Raw genomic sequence first — 14,597 nt, 5'->3', positions numbered from 1 at the left:
CCGCCCAAATTACACAATGGAGTTAACGTTGTTATGCAATCTACACGTCTGAATCGCGCTATTCGGCTAGCCACGCTGGCCGCAGTGGCTGCTCCAGCCAGCGTTTTCGCTGGCGGTTTTTCCCTGAACGAGCAAAGTGCAAGTGCCATGGGCGTTGCTAACGCCGGTGCTGTTGCCAACCCTGAGAACGCAACGACAGTTTTGTTCAACCCGGCGGGCATGAGTCAGCTGAAAGGGACGAACATCTCTTTTGGTGCGGCAGTTCTTGATATTAACGCTGAGGCTAAGAGTGCCAGCGCTACGAATACACTGGGTGGGCCAGTAAATGGTGGTACCGGCGGTGATATTGCAGACCCGGCCTTTCTGCCTAACTTCTACCTGACCCATGAAATCAACGAATCGATCGATGTGGGCTTTGGTTTTCATGCGCCTTATGGTCTGGCTGCAGATTACGAGGATGATTTTGTTGGGCGCTATTTTGCAGATAAAACCGAACTGACCGTAATTTCGTTTTCGCCAGCGATATCTGTGAATAACGGTAAAGGCCTGTCCATGGGTCTTGGCTTGAACGTAATGTACGCCGAAGGACGTTTGTCGAAGTATCAGGATATCCGTGGAGCGCTTGCACAGCAAGTTGGCGCTGCAGCGGCGGGCCCTTTAGCAGACGCATATGAGGCTGAATTCGGCGCCCCCTACGCGGATATAAACGGTGACGACATTGGCGTAACTTTCCGCGTTGGCTTTTTGTACGAGCTGTCTGACCGCACTCAGTTTGGTTTGGCTGCGCAAACAGGCACCGAATTTAACCTGGAAGGGGATGTTGAAATTAGCAATTTCCCTGCTCCAGGTGGGCAGCCACCAACTGGTTTGATGCCGGTAACTCTTACCGAGGACGTGCGAGTACCCTTGGCCATTCCCGAGAGCATCACTCTTGGCGCACGGCATCAGTTGAATGATACCGTCACGCTTCTCGCTGGAGCTAGCTATTCCAGATGGAGCCGTTTTGAGGAGCTGGATATCATCAGCCGCGAAGGCGGGACGGGCGAGGTTTCCGGGTTGACAGGAAACGAAGTCATTACCCACATCACCGAAAAGTGGAAAAACACTTGGCAGTTTAACGTCGGTTCAATCTGGCAGGTAACTCCAGAGTGGGCGTTGAAGGCTGGTTATGCTTGGGATGAATCGCCTGTAGACAACTATCTGACAGCCCGTATCCCTTCGAGCGACCGGCACTGGCTGACACTGGGTGGCCAGTGGAAGAGCGTTGATAACGGTTGGACCGTTGATGCGGCCGTCGGTACCTTGCTGTTTACTGACGACCCGAAGGTTGATGAATACTCCTACCTTCATGCTGCGCCAGATCAGAAGGATCCATCTGCGGGTGCGTCCAACTATAAAGGCGAATACGAGCTGAGCGCCTGGAGTGCTTCCCTGCAGGTTAGCAAAGCTTTCTAAATTTATGGGTTAAAGCTTAGCTGAACCAGAAATAAAAAACGCCCGGTAGAGTATTCTCACCGGGCGTTTTCATTCAGTGCGCCTGATCCCAGTTATCACCCACGCCAGCTTCTACCAGCAGAGGCACGGCAAGCTTCGCTGCGCCGGACATGCGTTTGATCAACCCTTCACGAATCTCATCTACGGCTTCTTCCTTCACCTCAAGAATCAATTCGTCGTGGACTTGCATGGTCATGCGAGCGGTATCGGGATGCTCTGCGAGCAGCCAGCGCTCCACCTCTATCATCGCCAGTTTAATGATGTCCGCCGCTGTGCCTTGCATGGGCGCGTTAATTGCTGTGCGCTCAGCGGCCTGTTGCAGCTGCTTGTTTCGGGCATTGATCTCGGGCAGATACAGGCGTCGGCCAAACAGGGTTTCAACAAAACCGTCGTCATGGGCCTGCTTGCGGATATTGTCCATGTAGGTGAGTACGCCGGGGTAGCGTTCAAAGTAGCGGTCTATGTATTCCTGCGCTACTTTGCGGCTCACGTCCAGTTGCCGACCCAGGCCGAAGGCAGACATGCCGTATATCAGGCCAAAATTGATGGCCTTGGCACTGCGACGCTGGTCGCTGTTCACATCGGCCAGTGCCACGCCAAAGACTTCTGCGGCAGTTGCTTTGTGGATATCTTCGCCATTCTCAAAGGCTGTCAGCATGCCTTTATCGCCGGAAAGATGCGCCATAATGCGTAGTTCAATCTGCGAGTAGTCCGCCGCCAGAAGCTTGTAGCCCTTCTCGGCTATAAACGCCTGGCGAATGCGCCGCCCCTGGGCTGTCCGAATAGGAATGTTTTGCAGGTTGGGTTCAGACGAAGACAGCCTTCCGGTGGCTGTTACCGCTTGATGATACGAGGTGTGCACGCGCCCGGTGCGATGATGGATTAACTCCGGCAAGGTGTCCGTATAGGTGGACTTGAGCTTGCTAAGGCTGCGGTGCTCCAGAATCAGTCTCGGCAGCTCGTGCTCATGGGCCAGTTCCTGCAACACGGGTTCCGCTGTGGAGGGGGCACCTTTGGGCGTTTTCTTAATCACCGGTAGCCCCATTTTCTCGTAGAAAATAGCCTGCAGTTGCTTGGGTGATGCGAGATTGAAGTTTTCGCCGGCAACGTCGTGGGCTTCTGATTCCAGTTCTGCCATCCGTTCCGCCAGTTCCTGGCTATGCTGTCGCAGGGTGCTTGCGCGGATTAATGTGCCGCGTTGTTCCATGCGCGACAGCACCGGCACCAGGGGTAAGTCTATGTCTTCATAGACTGATTGGAGCTTGCCGACCTTCGCCAGTTGGGGGCGCAGCACCTGGTGCAGACGCAAGGTAATGTCCGCGTCTTCTGCGGCATAGGGACCAGCCTTCTCAAGATCCAGCTGATTAAATGTCAGCTGCTTGGCGCCTTTGCCGGCAATGGATTCAAATGTGATCGTCTCCTCGCCCAGGTAGTTCCGGGCCAAGGTGTCCATATCGTGGCGAGACGACACGGAATTCAGCACGTAAGACTCCACCATGGTGTCTTCGGCAATGCCTTCCAGGCAGATGTCGTGGTTGGCCAGTACGTTTTTATCGTACTTCAGGTTCTGGCCGACTTTTTTCAGGGCCGGGTCTTCCAGTAGCGGCTTGAGCTGGGCCAGAACCTCATTTCGATCAAGTTGCTCAGGTGCGCCCATATAGTCATGTCCAAAAGGCACATAGGCCGCTTCGCCTGCTTCAATGGCAAAAGACACGCCCACCACTTCCGCACTCATGTATTTCAGGCTTGTTGTCTCAGTATCAAAAGCGAACAGCTCGGATTTTTTCAGCCTTGCGACCCAGTCGTCCAATTCCTTCTGGCTGGTAACTACGCTGTAACGTTTCTCCTTTGGTGCCGGAGCAGGGTGTTCATCGGGTGTTTCGGCTGGCTGTTTGGAAGCGCCGGCGGCGGCTTCCGGAGCTTTGCTTTCCAGCTCGTTCGTCCAACCCCGAAGTTCGTATTCCCTGAATAGCTCCAACAACTCTGCGTCGTTTTGCTGCCGCTCTTCCAAGTCTTCAAGGCCGAATGCCAGTTCCACATCCATTTTAATGGTGGCCAGTTCGCGGCTTAACGGCAGGGTGTCGAGGGCATCACGCAAGTACTCGCCAATCTTGCCTTTAATCTCGTCGGCGTGCTCCATCACCCCGTCTAACGTGTCGTATGCGGCAAGCCATTTTACCGCTGTTTTCGGGCCACACTTATTAACGCCCGGAATGTTATCCACTTTGTCGCCAACCAGCGCCAGGTAGTCAATTATCTGGTCTGGGCGAACGCCAAACTTTTCCACAACTCCGTCCCAATCCATGTGGACTTCGGTCATGGTGTTGATCAGGGTTACATGGTCGCTCACCAACTGCGCCATGTCCTTGTCGCCGGTTGAAACTACTACATCAATGCCCTTGCTGGTGGCTTCGTTGGCCAGGGTGCCGATAACGTCGTCGGCCTCCACTCCCTCCACAATCAGCAGTGGCAGGCCCATGGCTCGCACCATTTGGTGAATGGGCTCAATCTGTATGGCCAGGTCTTCCGGCATGGGTGGCCGGTTGGCCTTATACTCTTCATAGAGGTCGTGGCGGAACGTTTTGCCTTTGGCGTCGAATACCACAACGACTTTTGATCCGGGAAAATCCTGGTCAAGGCGCCGGATCATTGCAATAACGCCTTTAATGGCGCCAGTAGGGTGGTTCTTGCTGGTCGTTAGTGGCGGAAGTGCATGATATGCACGGAATAAATAGGACGAACCGTCCACAAGCACCACAGGTGGGGTCTTTTGCTCTGTCATGTCAAAACGGGTCCGGATTCTGATTGAAGCGTGGGTTGGCTTGTGCAACTCTGTACTTAATAGGATGTTTAAAAGGGTATCACGAAAATGAAGCGAATCGCCTGCTCTGCCTTTTTGTTGGTTTTGGGCTTTGGTTCTGCAATAGCACAAGACAGCGGTGCTTTGGATGAAACCTTGGTGGAAACACCCAGAGAGCCGGTGGTGGTTTCTGATTACCAGTCATCAAACGCAGGCCCACAGATTGTTATCCGGCCAGGTGATGATGAGGTGTTCTATGAGTACCGGGTGAATGGTCAGCTTATGGAGATCAAGGTGGTACCGGAAGTGGGGCTCGAATACTATCTGGTGCCCGCGGATGGCGGCGGTTGGATACGGGAAACCGATTCCGACATGCTGGTGCCGAGCTGGATTCTGTTTCGCTGGTAAGCCTGTGTTGCGTTCAGATCAAGTCAACCAATACCGGTGCTGAGCGCCGGCTTTCCAATCCTTCTGCATCCACGGTTGTAATCTCAAATTCGTAAGCGCCAGGCGACAGGTCGGTAAGTGGCTGAGTTGTGCGCTCCGGGTTGTCGACAGGGATTACATGGAAGCTGTCCTCGTGCCGTAAGCGGTAGTAAATCCGGAACCCTGCAATTTGCCCTGGCGTCAGTGCGGAACCATCCTCTCGAGTTTGTGGAGCGCTCCAGCTCAATGCTTTCGGGGGCTTTGCTTCATCTGTGGGCTTGTTGGCTGGCGGTTTTTGTCCAAGCGTTTCGAGTAAACCACCTGTTGCCATGTCGAACCTGCTGTTTGCGAGCTCAGATGCCCGGGCAACCGTTGTGCGAGTTGCTCTGTCATCTTCCTGGCAGCCGGTCAGGAGCAACAATGCCGAGGTAATAGCAATAAATTGCAGGCAAACGAGCAGGCTAAACCCGCTCCGCCGCGAGAAGACTCGATAAGGCATGGCACGTTTCATGAGGTTCTCTAAATAGACTATCGATACAGCCGCAGCTGTATCGCTCGCACGTTGGGGCTGGTATTGCAGCCTCTATTTTTTATGAGTTCGCGGCGCCGGAATAAAACGGGGAGACGGGCTACAGAAAACAGCTAAGCATTATGCGGATCGAGAGGTGCCTGACAAGTGAATAATCCGTAAAAAAACCTATATGCAGACGCAGTGCTCATTCTGGTTTTAGTATGAACATTCTAATTTTTCACCGTAACCTTGGACACAGAATCAGAGAAAGGGGCTTTTCTTCTCGCTGATCAAGCAGCCCAAACCGCGGTCAGCAGTGAGGGGAAGGTCTAAACAACTTCGGTTAACCAAGGAGAAGTGACATGAGCAAACTCAAAACTTACCAGGAACAGCTTCAGGAAATCGTAGCGAAAGGCATCAATGCCGCTGAAGAGCAGCAGAAGAAGCTTTCGGCCAAGCCATTCGATTTCGCAGAAAAACTCGAAACTGAAGCGCGTGAGTACAGCGTTAAGACCCTGCGCAAGCGTTACAACGGATACAGCGACAGCCTGTTCGGTCAGCTGCGCACGTTGAACAGCCGTTTCGGTAACTTTGCTGGCGACCTCGTAGCCAAGCTTGAGAAAGAAGCTGCTGAAGGCGCAGATGTTGTCGCCGAAACCGCTCAGGACGTCAAGAAGTCGGTAGAGACCAAGAAGCCGGCCGCTAAGACGACTGCAAAGAAGAAAACTGCTGCTTCTGCTTAATTTAAGGTGATGCAGTAAGGCCAGCACGCAGTTGAGTGCTGGCATGTAAAAAAGGGGCGCCAAACTTGGTTTTGGCGCCCCTTTTTATTAGGTGCTGCTATGTGGTGGCCGGTCGTCGGTGCTTCTGAGGCAACTCAGTTGTCAGAGTTGTCGGGGTCCAGTGTCAGGGTGCGGGTTTCGCCGGTGACTCGTTCAAGGCGTTCGATGTCTTGTTCGTACGACTGTTTAAGTGAGTCTATTTCTTGAGTTTGCCAAGAGATTTCCCGTTCAATATCGCGGATCTGTGACTCAAGACGTCGGATTTTTTCGAGTGTGGTGTCCGGTATCTTCTGCCCGGTGCGCTCCATATCCGCTGCGCGGCTCTGTTCGCTGTCCAGCTGGCTGGAAATGACAGAAATGTTGCCTCGCTTAAGCTGAATCAGCCCTCGCAGCTCATCCAGCTTGCGGTGCATGGCCTTGATGGCTTGATCCGGATGGCTGAATCGTTTTAACAGCAGCGCGTCTTTTTCACGCTGAATCGACAGCTCTTTCTGGCGCTGCTTTTCTGCTTCGCGCGCGGTGATTTCATCTTCTGTTGGCGCGGGTGGAATGGTTTCGATTACGCGCCCGTTCGAGTTGAGGATGTCGTAGCCGCGCTGTGTGGCTGGTTGCGGGATGGTGTTGCTGATGACAAGTTGGCCGTCTTCGTCCGTGAAACGGTACATGCTAGCCTCTGCTTTGACTGGAATAACCAGCGACAACAGAAGAGCAGAAGCAGTAATTGAGAAAACGGTGCGGCGTTCGTGCATCAATCAGACTCCATAGCGTTCTCGGTAGTTGGCAACCTTTGCAGCGTGGCCAGAAAACTCAGGGTTAGTCTCAAGATAGTCTAAAACCTGTTCCAGGCGGATGATACTGACCACCGGAATACCAAATTCGCTTTCTACTTCCTGTATTGCGGAAAGCTCGCCGTTGCCTCGCTCCTGCCTGTCCAGGGCGATCAATACGCCGGCAGGCTCGGCACCTGAGGCGCGAATAAGGTCGATGGATTCGCGTATGGCTGTGCCGGCGGTAATGACATCATCGACGATTAGCACTTTGCCCTGCAACTGGGCGCCAACAATATTACCGCCTTCGCCGTGATCTTTCTTTTCTTTACGGTTGAAGGCAAAGGGCTTGCTGTTGCCCTCTTGGGCCAGTGCCATGGCGGTTACAGTGGCCAACGGAATGCCCTTATAGGCAGGCCCGAATATGATGTCATAATCAACGCCGCTGCGGGCAATAGCGGCCGCATAAGCTTGGCTGAGGTTTAGTAGGTCGTCGCCGGTGTTGAACAGCCCAGCATTAAAAAAATATGGGCTGGTGCGGCCGGATTTGAGAGTAAAGTCACCAAAACGAAGTACGTTACGACGAATGGCGAATTCAATAAAATTTTGCTGATAGTCGTGCATGGCAGGGCTTCTGGCGGGTGTGAATCTTTTAATAGCGCGTAAAAACGGTATCATACACACAAACCGAATCAGGGAACACGTATGCGGGTAGTATCAATCAGCGTCAACGGTCTTGCCCAGGCTGTTGAAAAAGGTTTTTTTGACTGGCTGGCCGAGCAGGACGCAGACGTTGTGTGTGTTCAGGATCACCGTATGCGCGCCTATGAGGTTGAGGATTTTAACCTCATTCCTGAAGGGTATGAAGCTTACTTCATCGATGGCGAAAACAACGAGGACGGTGGCGTGGGCATTTACACGCGGCACTTCCCCAAGGCCATTATGTATGGCTTCGCTAACGAGCAGGCGGATCGCGAAGGGCGCTTTATTCAGGCAGATTTTGATAAGGTTTCAGTTGCCTCTGTTCTGGCACCTTGCGCGCTGGGACGTGAGGAGGAGCTGATTAGCGAGGACGATCTGACGGTACTCGACCATAAAGATGATTTTATGGATGCGTTTGGCCTGCATATGCAAAAAACCCTGCGTAAGCGTCGGCAGTTTATTTTCGGTGCAAACCTGCAGACGGCACATCATGTGACGGATGCCAGCCCACTTTACCACCGGGTAGATTTTTCAGGGTTCCTGCCCCACGAGCGGGCCTGGTTGGATCGTTTGTTTGATGAGATGGGGTGCGTGGATGCGTTCCGTGATATCAACAAGCAGAGCAATCAGTTTACCTGGTGGCCGGAGCAGACTGAGGGTTCGCGGAAGAATGCGGGGATTCGGGTGGATTATCAGTTGATGACGCCGGGTATTCGCAAGACCATTCAGGATGGCTGGATTGACAGCACGACCCGTTTTTCGGATCACGCTCCGGTTATTATGGATTACGATATCGAGATTGGCATATGAGATAGGCGGTCGCGTGTCCGGAGGGGGAGACCTTTCCGGGAAACGCTACAAGCACCCCTGCGGGGTCCGGCCAGCAATCACAGATTGCTGTCGTTCGGCTACGCATGAAGCTGCGCTTCATAAACGCTTGCCTCACCCCTGTGCGCTCGACTCCGGCCGTCCTTGGCCGGAGACGTTCCCGGTAAGGTCCCCCCTCCGAACCCGCTAGATTGCAATAAGCCTCTATCAACTTAGCCGTCCAGACTTGAGAGTTGCCTTCCTTAGCCTTCCAGCGCTTCTTTCTGCAGTACAAACAACTTATCAATACCCAGCTTGGCCAGTGCCAGCATGCTGTTCAGCTCTTCCTGAACAAACGGCGCGGCTTCTGCAGTTCCCTGAATCTCGATGAAGCCGCCCTGGTCGGTCATGATCACGTTCAGGTCTGTATCGGCTTCGGAGTCTTCCGGGTAGTCCAGATCAACCACCGGTTCTCCTTTGTAAATACCAACGGATACAGCGGCAATCATTTGCTTCAGCGGTGACTTCTTCAGTCGCTTGGTTTCAACCAGGTGGTTCAAGGCATCAACCAATGCCACGCAACCGCCGGTTATGGCTGCTGTGCGGGTGCCGCCGTCGGCCTGGATAACATCGCAGTCGATGGTGATGGTGTGCTCACCCAGGGCTTTCATGTCGACGGCTGCGCGCAGGGAGCGGCCAATGAGGCGCTGGATTTCGACGGTGCGGCCGCCTTGTTTGCCACGGGCTGCTTCACGGCCCATGCGGCTGCCAGTTGAGCGGGGCAGCATGCCGTATTCGGCTGTGATCCAGCCTTTGCCTTCTCCGCGCAGGAAGGGCGGTACTTTGTTTTCTACAGAAGCAGTACAGATGACCTTGGTGTCCCCGAATTCAACCAGTACGGAACCCTCGGCGTGGCGGGTGTAATTCCGGGTCAGGCGAATTTCTCTGGGCTGTTCGGGGGTTCTGCCGCTTGGACGCATAGTGTTTCCTGATTTCTGAGGTAAGTGTCCGGGATTTTGCCCCGGGCGGATTCGAATTTGGTAGCCGGAAAGTATATCACGTTGGATCTGGGTGCCGGGGTGGCTGCTGGCTGATAGACTCGGGTTCTGTATTGAATGATCACGATTACTGACCAAGCCGGAGCTAACATGATCAGAAGTATGACAGCATTTGCCCGGAAGGATGTTCAGGATGGCCAGGGAACGCTGACCTGTGAGATTCGTACCGTTAATCACCGGTATCTTGAACCGTCGTTCCGGTTGCCCGAAGCCCTGCGCGAGCTTGAAAACCCATTTCGGGAAGAGCTGCGAAAGCAGTTAAAGCGAGGCAAGGTGGATGTGTCGATTCGCCTGCAGTCGGCTGAGGCTGGCGTGCCGGGGTTTGAGATCAATGAAGACATAGCGAAGGCGGTCAACGAGGCTGCAAACCATGTTAACCGTATATTGGACAACCCCGCCCACATCAATGCTCTGGATATTCTGCGCTGGCCTGGCGTTTTGTCGGTGCCCGAGCAGGACTACAGCTCGGTTAAGGAAGCTGCGCTGAAGCTCTTTAAGGACACGGTTGAGGACCTTGCTGTTGTTCGAGAGCGAGAGGGGGAGCGCTTGCGCCCTTTATTTGAAGACCGCCTGACACAAATGAGAGCCTTGGTTATGACCATCCGTGAAGGCATGCCGGGGCTGCTAAAGGCGCAGGAAGAGCATCTCCGTGAACGCTTTCAGAAGGCGAAAGTGGAGCTGGATCCGGAGCGCGTTGCCCAGGAAATGGTCATGCTGGCGCAGAAGAGTGATGTGGCAGAAGAATTGGACCGATTGGATGCGCACATCAGCGAAGTGACAGACACCCTCAAGCGTGAGGAAGCCATCGGTCGACGGCTCGATTTTCTGATGCAGGAGCTGAACCGGGAAGCCAATACTCTAAGCAGCAAGAGTATTGATGCCGGCGTGACACGCGCAGCAGTGGATTTGAAGGTGTTGATAGAGCAGGTACGTGAGCAGGTGCAGAATATAGAATGATGATGGAAGGGGCGGCGTTGTGCAGCTGCCCCTTTATTTTTGCCCTGCTGCTACCCGATGAATTAATTCCTCAGCAGTGGATGCAAGCGCCATCAGTGAGCCATTATCCTTCTCAGTGAGTTCATAGAGAATGAGCTCATTTATTCCCGCCACCAACGCCATGCTCATTAGCAGGCTCAGCGACTGCAGCGTGTTGTCTTGGGCACGCTGCTGCTCAACTTGTTTCTGCAGAAAAACGGCGAACTGCTCTGCTACCTTACGCCGCATTTCCACCCCTGACTCGCCCAGCGCCGCGAGATCGATATACAGCGCCCGCATCAAGTGGGGTTTGGACTCGATAAAGGACAGGTAAGCCTGAGTTATATCGCGAACCAACTCCGGCCAGGTTTTGGTGGGTGAAGTGGCGTCAAGAACGGCCACCATCATGCCTTTGCTTGTGTAATCGGCAAGCGCTAGCAGGCAATCGTCTTTGCTCTGGAAATGCTCATAGAACGTACGTCGCGACACCCGTGCAGCTGCGGCGATATCCGCCAAGGTAATCGCACGATAGCGTTTGCTTTCAAGCGCTTGCGCAAGGCCGTCAAGCAGCCGAACACGGTAACTGTTCTCAACCTTCATTTTGTAATGTCCAGCTCGAGAGCCTCGCCAGTCGGGCCTATTAGGCGAGGTGCAATTAATTTTGGTACTCAATAGTACCAAAATGCATCGGGCGCTGGTAGTCTGGTACTAGATCGTACCAAAAACAATTGATATCAGGGGAAGCTGATTTATGGATCGTCAAAAAGTGCCATCACGGCACGGCACGGACAGAGCCGAAGCTGAACGAATTGCCAAGCCGCTGCTATGGCTGATTCGTGACCGCAAAGCGGCAGTTCCCGATGAGCAGCAATGGCAGCGCATGGGAGAAGCCCTGATGGTAGGTGATCCTGTTGCAGACGACTTGGCAAAATGGGTTCGTGGTGAAGGTGGTGGCAAGGCATTTAGTCAGTTCAAGAAAATACTGGATTCCGGAAATTTCGACCAGAAGGATATGGCACCACCCCTGCGAGCCTTCTTCGATGCTATCAAGCAGCCCCCCGCTTGGGTGGACTGGGAGCGGCTCGAACGGGGCGCGCGCGCTAGCGCCATTTCAGGGCAAACTGGCATGCGTGTTTTGCGTGATCTTGGGCTTATGGCCGGATACCAGGCAAGAGGCATCAATCAGACACTGATAATGACTGGCGCGCTGGAGCGGGGAGCTACGCGACGGGTAGCAGAGACCACAAAATGGTGGCTCGACTGTATTACCCCTGGCGGCCTGAATCGTGATGCCGAAGGCTTTAAAACAACGCTTCGAGTTCGCTTGATTCATGCAATGGTTCGGCAACAACTTCTTGATAGTCCCGACTGGGATGCTTCCGAGTGGGGGCTTCCGGTCAATCAGCTTGATATGCAAGCGACCTATCTGGCGTTTTCTGTATCCTTCCTGTTTGGGCAAAAGCTAATGGGAACTCTCATCAGTCGTCAGGACTCAGAAGACATTATGCATCTGTGGCGCTATATCGGCTGGCTTATGGGCGTTGATGAATCGCTGCTGTGTGAATCCGAGCAGGAAGGCAGAATTGCGCTGTACCAAAACGTAATTAGCCAAGCCACGGCCGACGAAAACAGCCGCAAGCTTGGTCGCGCCTTGATGGACGAACCCCTCGGCAGACGTTACCCCAACTTTGGCAAAATCCGGGGGCGTTGGGAGCGTCAGGTTCATCTGAGCATGACGCGGTTGTTTGTAGGTGGGAAAGGAATGGAAGCGCTTGGCCTTCCGAAGCTGACATTGCCGTGGTATCCCGCCGTGTTTGCGCCACTGAACGCAGCCTGGACGACTGGCCATAGAATATTGCCAGGTGGGCGCAATCGATTGATGCGCCAGGGTCGAAAAGCACAACGAAATCAATTGCAGACGCTGTTCGGAGAAGACCATCCTGAGATTACGAGCGGTGTGCAATTCGGGTAACGAATATCGACTGATAAATGCTTTGGGTATTTTCGGCATGGCCAACCATTAGAGCATAGCGTAAGCGCTCCGACAGTGCCGCCCCATCAGCTGATGGGGCGGCCACCAGCCGTCGAGGAAACTTGCAGTTACCCGGTCGAATGCCGGATAATAAGGCCTCAAATTATCCCTTCGTAAATCACTATCCCGGTTGCCGATCAGGTCTCCGACAGTTCTGATCAGGGGGCGCAATTCACTCGCATGGCTGATGTTCAATGACCGGTGTACAGCGACATATTCTGGATACTGCCCTTCGACATTTTGCCGATACAGGTGAGCAGAGCATATCGGTAAGTGACCTGTCGCGAACGGCGAAAATCGCCCGTGGCACCATCTATAATAATTTTGATGATGTAACGAACCTCTTCCCCATGGTGACGGAGCAAGTCTGTAGCCGATTCGAGGGTGAAGCCCGAGAGTTAATCAGTACAGTTGGTAACCCTAGAGTCGCTTTGAGTGTGCTCCTTGGGCTTTTCCTGAGATATGCGCATGAGTTGCCAGAGCATGGGCGTTTTCTTATCCGATTTGCACCTTATATTGGGCGGCTTAGGGATATCTGGAGCAATCTGCCTTATGAGGTTTTGCGCCGTGCTGTAGAAGAGGGGGAGTTGCCGCTGGCGAAAGACCAGGCTGTGTACTACCTGCAGCTACTTGCAGGGTCCACGTACGGGTTCATGACTCTCGTTGTTGAGGGGCAGAAAAGCTGGAGGGAGTCGACCGAGGCGTTAAGCTTGATGGTGCTGGCTGCGTGCGGCGTACCTCAGCAGGACGCCAAAAATGATGCCCGTGAAGCGCTTGAGATTTTGACGGCCTCCTCAGAGGCCGTCTGAAAGCAATCAGATCATACGATCTTCCGCAGTACCTTTCCTACGAACTTGTTAAAACCACCGGCTGGCGGATTGAAGGCAAATGCGCCGTTAAGCTTCGGCTGTATGAGTACCGACTTGAGATGGCTTAGCTGATCAAATCCAGCTTTACCGTGATAGGACCCCATGCCGCTCTCACCAACACCGCCAAACGGCATGGTGTCTGCAACCACATGGAACGCGGTTTCATTCACGCAGGCTCCGCCAGACAGAGTGCCATTGAGCCAGAAGTCCCGCTCTTGGCGACCGTCTGAGAAAACATACAGCGCCAGCGGAGACGGGCGAGAGTTTACGAAGTCCCGGGCTTCCTCGGGAGAGTCGTAGGTGATCAGCGGCAGTACAGGCCCGAATATCTCTTCACGCATTATTCGGCTGTCTTTGGGCGGGTTAAGCACCAGCGTTGGGGTCATTTTGCCTTTGGCATGCTCGGTGTTGTTGGGTAAAAGCTCCCGCACTTCAGCACCTGCGGTTTTGGCGTCAGCGACCAGCTCTCGCAGGCGGTTCAGGTGGTTGTCGTTAACAATGCCGGTGTAGTCCGGGCTTTGCGGGCCATCCGGGAAGAAGTTGTGCACCGCAGTTTCCATTGCCGTCGCAAAGGCTTCCACCTGATTTCGAGGTAGCAAAACATAGTCTGGGGCAACACAGATTTGCCCGGCGTTGGCCACTTTTCCGAATGCAATTCTGCGTGCTGAATAATCGATACTGGCGTGTTCACCAATGATGGCCGGAGATTTCCCACCCAGTTCGAGCGTAACGGGGGTGAGATTTCGCGCAGCTGCGATTGCCACTTCCCTTCCTACCCGAGTCGAACCGGTGAAAAACAGGTGATCAAATGGCAAATTGGAGAATTCCTGAGACAGTTCAACGCCGCCGATGCACACAGAGACCTCTGTTGGTTCAAACGTGTCGGCAATCATCCGGGCCATCACTTCGGATGTTTTGGGGGTTAATTCCGATGGCTTCAGCATTACGCGATTGCCCGCAGCAAGTGCCGCAGCTATGGGGGCAATGGCCAGATACACGGGGAAGTTCCAGGGCGATATGACGCCCACCACCCCTTTGGGCTGGGGAATGATACGGCCGCGCGCAGGCTTCAGGTGCAGTGGTACTCCGACCTTACGCGGTTTCATCCAATGTTTGACGGAACGGCGATTGCGCCGAATGTCGCCAAGCGGAACAGTGATGTCGAAGATGCTTGAATCAGCCTCCGAACGGTGCCGGAAGTCCGTATTCATCGCGGCGACCAACTCCGGTTCATATTTGAGCAGAGCCGTTTCGAGCCGGGACAGGCGCTCCCTGCGTAATTCAGCAGAAGGCATTGGGTTGGTTAAGTGCGCGGCACGAGCTGCTGAAAAAATGGCTAGCAGGTGATCAGATTGGGGAGGGTTCGAAGTCATA

General features: G+C 53.9%; 14 protein-coding genes. 7 read left to right on the top strand and 7 right to left on the bottom strand.

Going from position 1 to position 14,597, the window contains the following annotated elements:
- Positions 1-33: 33 nt before the first annotated feature.
- Positions 34-1,455: an OmpP1/FadL family transporter gene (locus tag AADB16_RS00360; RefSeq protein WP_309045017.1), complete on the top strand. Its 1,422-nt coding sequence runs from the start codon at positions 34-36 to the stop codon at positions 1,453-1,455.
- A gap of 73 nt (positions 1,456-1,528) precedes the next feature.
- On the opposite strand, the gene polA is transcribed toward AADB16_RS00360, so the two are convergent.
- Complete coding sequence (gene polA / locus AADB16_RS00355; RefSeq protein WP_410800620.1) at positions 1,529-4,276, bottom strand: DNA polymerase I; 2,748 nt, start codon at positions 4,274-4,276, stop codon at positions 1,529-1,531.
- Positions 4,277-4,363: 87 nt separating this feature from the next.
- Between polA and AADB16_RS00350 the strand changes: the two genes are divergently transcribed.
- Positions 4,364-4,702 carry a DUF2782 domain-containing protein gene (locus tag AADB16_RS00350; RefSeq protein WP_298452865.1) on the top strand — a complete coding sequence of 113 codons (339 nt, stop codon included), beginning with the start codon at positions 4,364-4,366 and terminating at the stop codon, positions 4,700-4,702.
- A gap of 13 nt (positions 4,703-4,715) precedes the next feature.
- Here AADB16_RS00350 and AADB16_RS00345 read toward each other — a convergent pair whose 3' ends face one another.
- Positions 4,716-5,231, bottom strand: coding sequence for a fibronectin type III domain-containing protein (locus AADB16_RS00345; protein WP_309045019.1), 516 nt, complete (start codon positions 5,229-5,231; stop codon positions 4,716-4,718).
- Positions 5,232-5,593: 362 nt separating this feature from the next.
- Here AADB16_RS00345 and AADB16_RS00340 point away from each other — a divergent pair, with 362 nt between their 5' ends.
- A complete protein-coding gene (locus AADB16_RS00340; protein ID WP_298452858.1) occupies positions 5,594-5,974 on the top strand; it encodes a hypothetical protein in 381 nt (126 codons plus the stop codon).
- Between the two features lie 134 nt (positions 5,975-6,108).
- On the opposite strand, the gene AADB16_RS00335 is transcribed toward AADB16_RS00340, so the two are convergent.
- Entirely contained in the window at positions 6,109-6,762 is a 654-nt protein-coding gene (locus AADB16_RS00335) for a DUF4124 domain-containing protein (RefSeq protein ID WP_410800618.1), read from the bottom strand.
- Between the two features lie 3 nt (positions 6,763-6,765).
- Positions 6,766-7,404, bottom strand: a complete 639-nt coding sequence (gene pyrE / locus AADB16_RS00330; RefSeq protein ID WP_309045022.1) for an orotate phosphoribosyltransferase — start codon at positions 7,402-7,404, stop codon at positions 6,766-6,768.
- 81 nt (positions 7,405-7,485) lie between these two features.
- Here pyrE and AADB16_RS00325 point away from each other — a divergent pair, with 81 nt between their 5' ends.
- Positions 7,486-8,292, top strand: coding sequence for an exodeoxyribonuclease III (locus AADB16_RS00325; RefSeq protein ID WP_309045023.1), 807 nt, complete (start codon positions 7,486-7,488; stop codon positions 8,290-8,292).
- 260 nt (positions 8,293-8,552) lie between these two features.
- On the opposite strand, the gene rph is transcribed toward AADB16_RS00325, so the two are convergent.
- Entirely contained in the window at positions 8,553-9,269 is a 717-nt protein-coding gene (gene rph / locus AADB16_RS00320; RefSeq protein WP_410800616.1) for a ribonuclease PH, read from the bottom strand.
- 168 nt (positions 9,270-9,437) lie between these two features.
- Here rph and AADB16_RS00315 point away from each other — a divergent pair, with 168 nt between their 5' ends.
- The gene (locus AADB16_RS00315) at positions 9,438-10,304 is read left to right on the top strand and encodes a YicC/YloC family endoribonuclease (RefSeq protein ID WP_410800614.1); all 867 of its coding nucleotides are present in this window, start codon (positions 9,438-9,440) and stop codon (positions 10,302-10,304) included.
- Between the two features lie 33 nt (positions 10,305-10,337).
- Here the strand turns inward: AADB16_RS00315 and AADB16_RS00310 are convergent, their stop codons facing one another.
- A complete protein-coding gene (locus AADB16_RS00310) occupies positions 10,338-10,922 on the bottom strand; it encodes a TetR/AcrR family transcriptional regulator (RefSeq protein WP_410800612.1) in 585 nt (194 codons plus the stop codon).
- Between the two features lie 151 nt (positions 10,923-11,073).
- Here AADB16_RS00310 and AADB16_RS00305 point away from each other — a divergent pair, with 151 nt between their 5' ends.
- The gene (locus tag AADB16_RS00305) at positions 11,074-12,294 is read left to right on the top strand and encodes an oxygenase MpaB family protein (RefSeq protein WP_410800610.1); all 1,221 of its coding nucleotides are present in this window, start codon (positions 11,074-11,076) and stop codon (positions 12,292-12,294) included.
- 254 nt (positions 12,295-12,548) lie between these two features.
- Entirely contained in the window at positions 12,549-13,163 is a 615-nt protein-coding gene (locus AADB16_RS00300; protein WP_309045027.1) for a TetR/AcrR family transcriptional regulator, read from the top strand.
- A gap of 11 nt (positions 13,164-13,174) precedes the next feature.
- On the opposite strand, the gene AADB16_RS00295 is transcribed toward AADB16_RS00300, so the two are convergent.
- Positions 13,175-14,596 (bottom strand): coniferyl aldehyde dehydrogenase, encoded by a 1,422-nt coding sequence (locus AADB16_RS00295; RefSeq protein ID WP_410800608.1) that lies wholly within the window; start codon positions 14,594-14,596, stop codon positions 13,175-13,177.
- Between the last annotated feature and the right edge of the window lies 1 nt (position 14,597).

This window comes from Marinobacter sp. KMM 10035, from assembly GCF_046537445.1.
GTDB lineage: Bacteria > Pseudomonadota > Gammaproteobacteria > Pseudomonadales > Oleiphilaceae > Marinobacter > Marinobacter sediminicola.
Note: the sequence above shows the minus strand (reverse complement) of the source record. Positions and strands in the feature narration are given on the sequence as shown.

Coding starts and splice junctions, on each gene's coding strand:
- AADB16_RS00300 (WP_309045027.1), top strand. CDS start 12,549: ATGACCGGTGTACAGCGACATATTCTGGATACTGCCCTTCGACATTTT.
- rph (WP_410800616.1), bottom strand. CDS start 9,269: ATGCGTCCAAGCGGCAGAACCCCCGAACAGCCCAGAGAAATTCGCCTG.
- AADB16_RS00315 (WP_410800614.1), top strand. CDS start 9,438: ATGATCAGAAGTATGACAGCATTTGCCCGGAAGGATGTTCAGGATGGC.
- AADB16_RS00305 (WP_410800610.1), top strand. CDS start 11,074: ATGGATCGTCAAAAAGTGCCATCACGGCACGGCACGGACAGAGCCGAA.
- AADB16_RS00325 (WP_309045023.1), top strand. CDS start 7,486: ATGCGGGTAGTATCAATCAGCGTCAACGGTCTTGCCCAGGCTGTTGAA.
- AADB16_RS00360 (WP_309045017.1), top strand. CDS start 34: ATGCAATCTACACGTCTGAATCGCGCTATTCGGCTAGCCACGCTGGCC.
- AADB16_RS00350 (WP_298452865.1), top strand. CDS start 4,364: ATGAAGCGAATCGCCTGCTCTGCCTTTTTGTTGGTTTTGGGCTTTGGT.
- AADB16_RS00345 (WP_309045019.1), bottom strand. CDS start 5,231: ATGAAACGTGCCATGCCTTATCGAGTCTTCTCGCGGCGGAGCGGGTTT.
- pyrE (WP_309045022.1), bottom strand. CDS start 7,404: ATGCACGACTATCAGCAAAATTTTATTGAATTCGCCATTCGTCGTAAC.
- AADB16_RS00310 (WP_410800612.1), bottom strand. CDS start 10,922: ATGAAGGTTGAGAACAGTTACCGTGTTCGGCTGCTTGACGGCCTTGCG.
- AADB16_RS00295 (WP_410800608.1), bottom strand. CDS start 14,596: ATGACTTCGAACCCTCCCCAATCTGATCACCTGCTAGCCATTTTTTCA.
- AADB16_RS00340 (WP_298452858.1), top strand. CDS start 5,594: ATGAGCAAACTCAAAACTTACCAGGAACAGCTTCAGGAAATCGTAGCG.
- polA (WP_410800620.1), bottom strand. CDS start 4,276: ATGACAGAGCAAAAGACCCCACCTGTGGTGCTTGTGGACGGTTCGTCC.
- AADB16_RS00335 (WP_410800618.1), bottom strand. CDS start 6,762: ATGCACGAACGCCGCACCGTTTTCTCAATTACTGCTTCTGCTCTTCTG.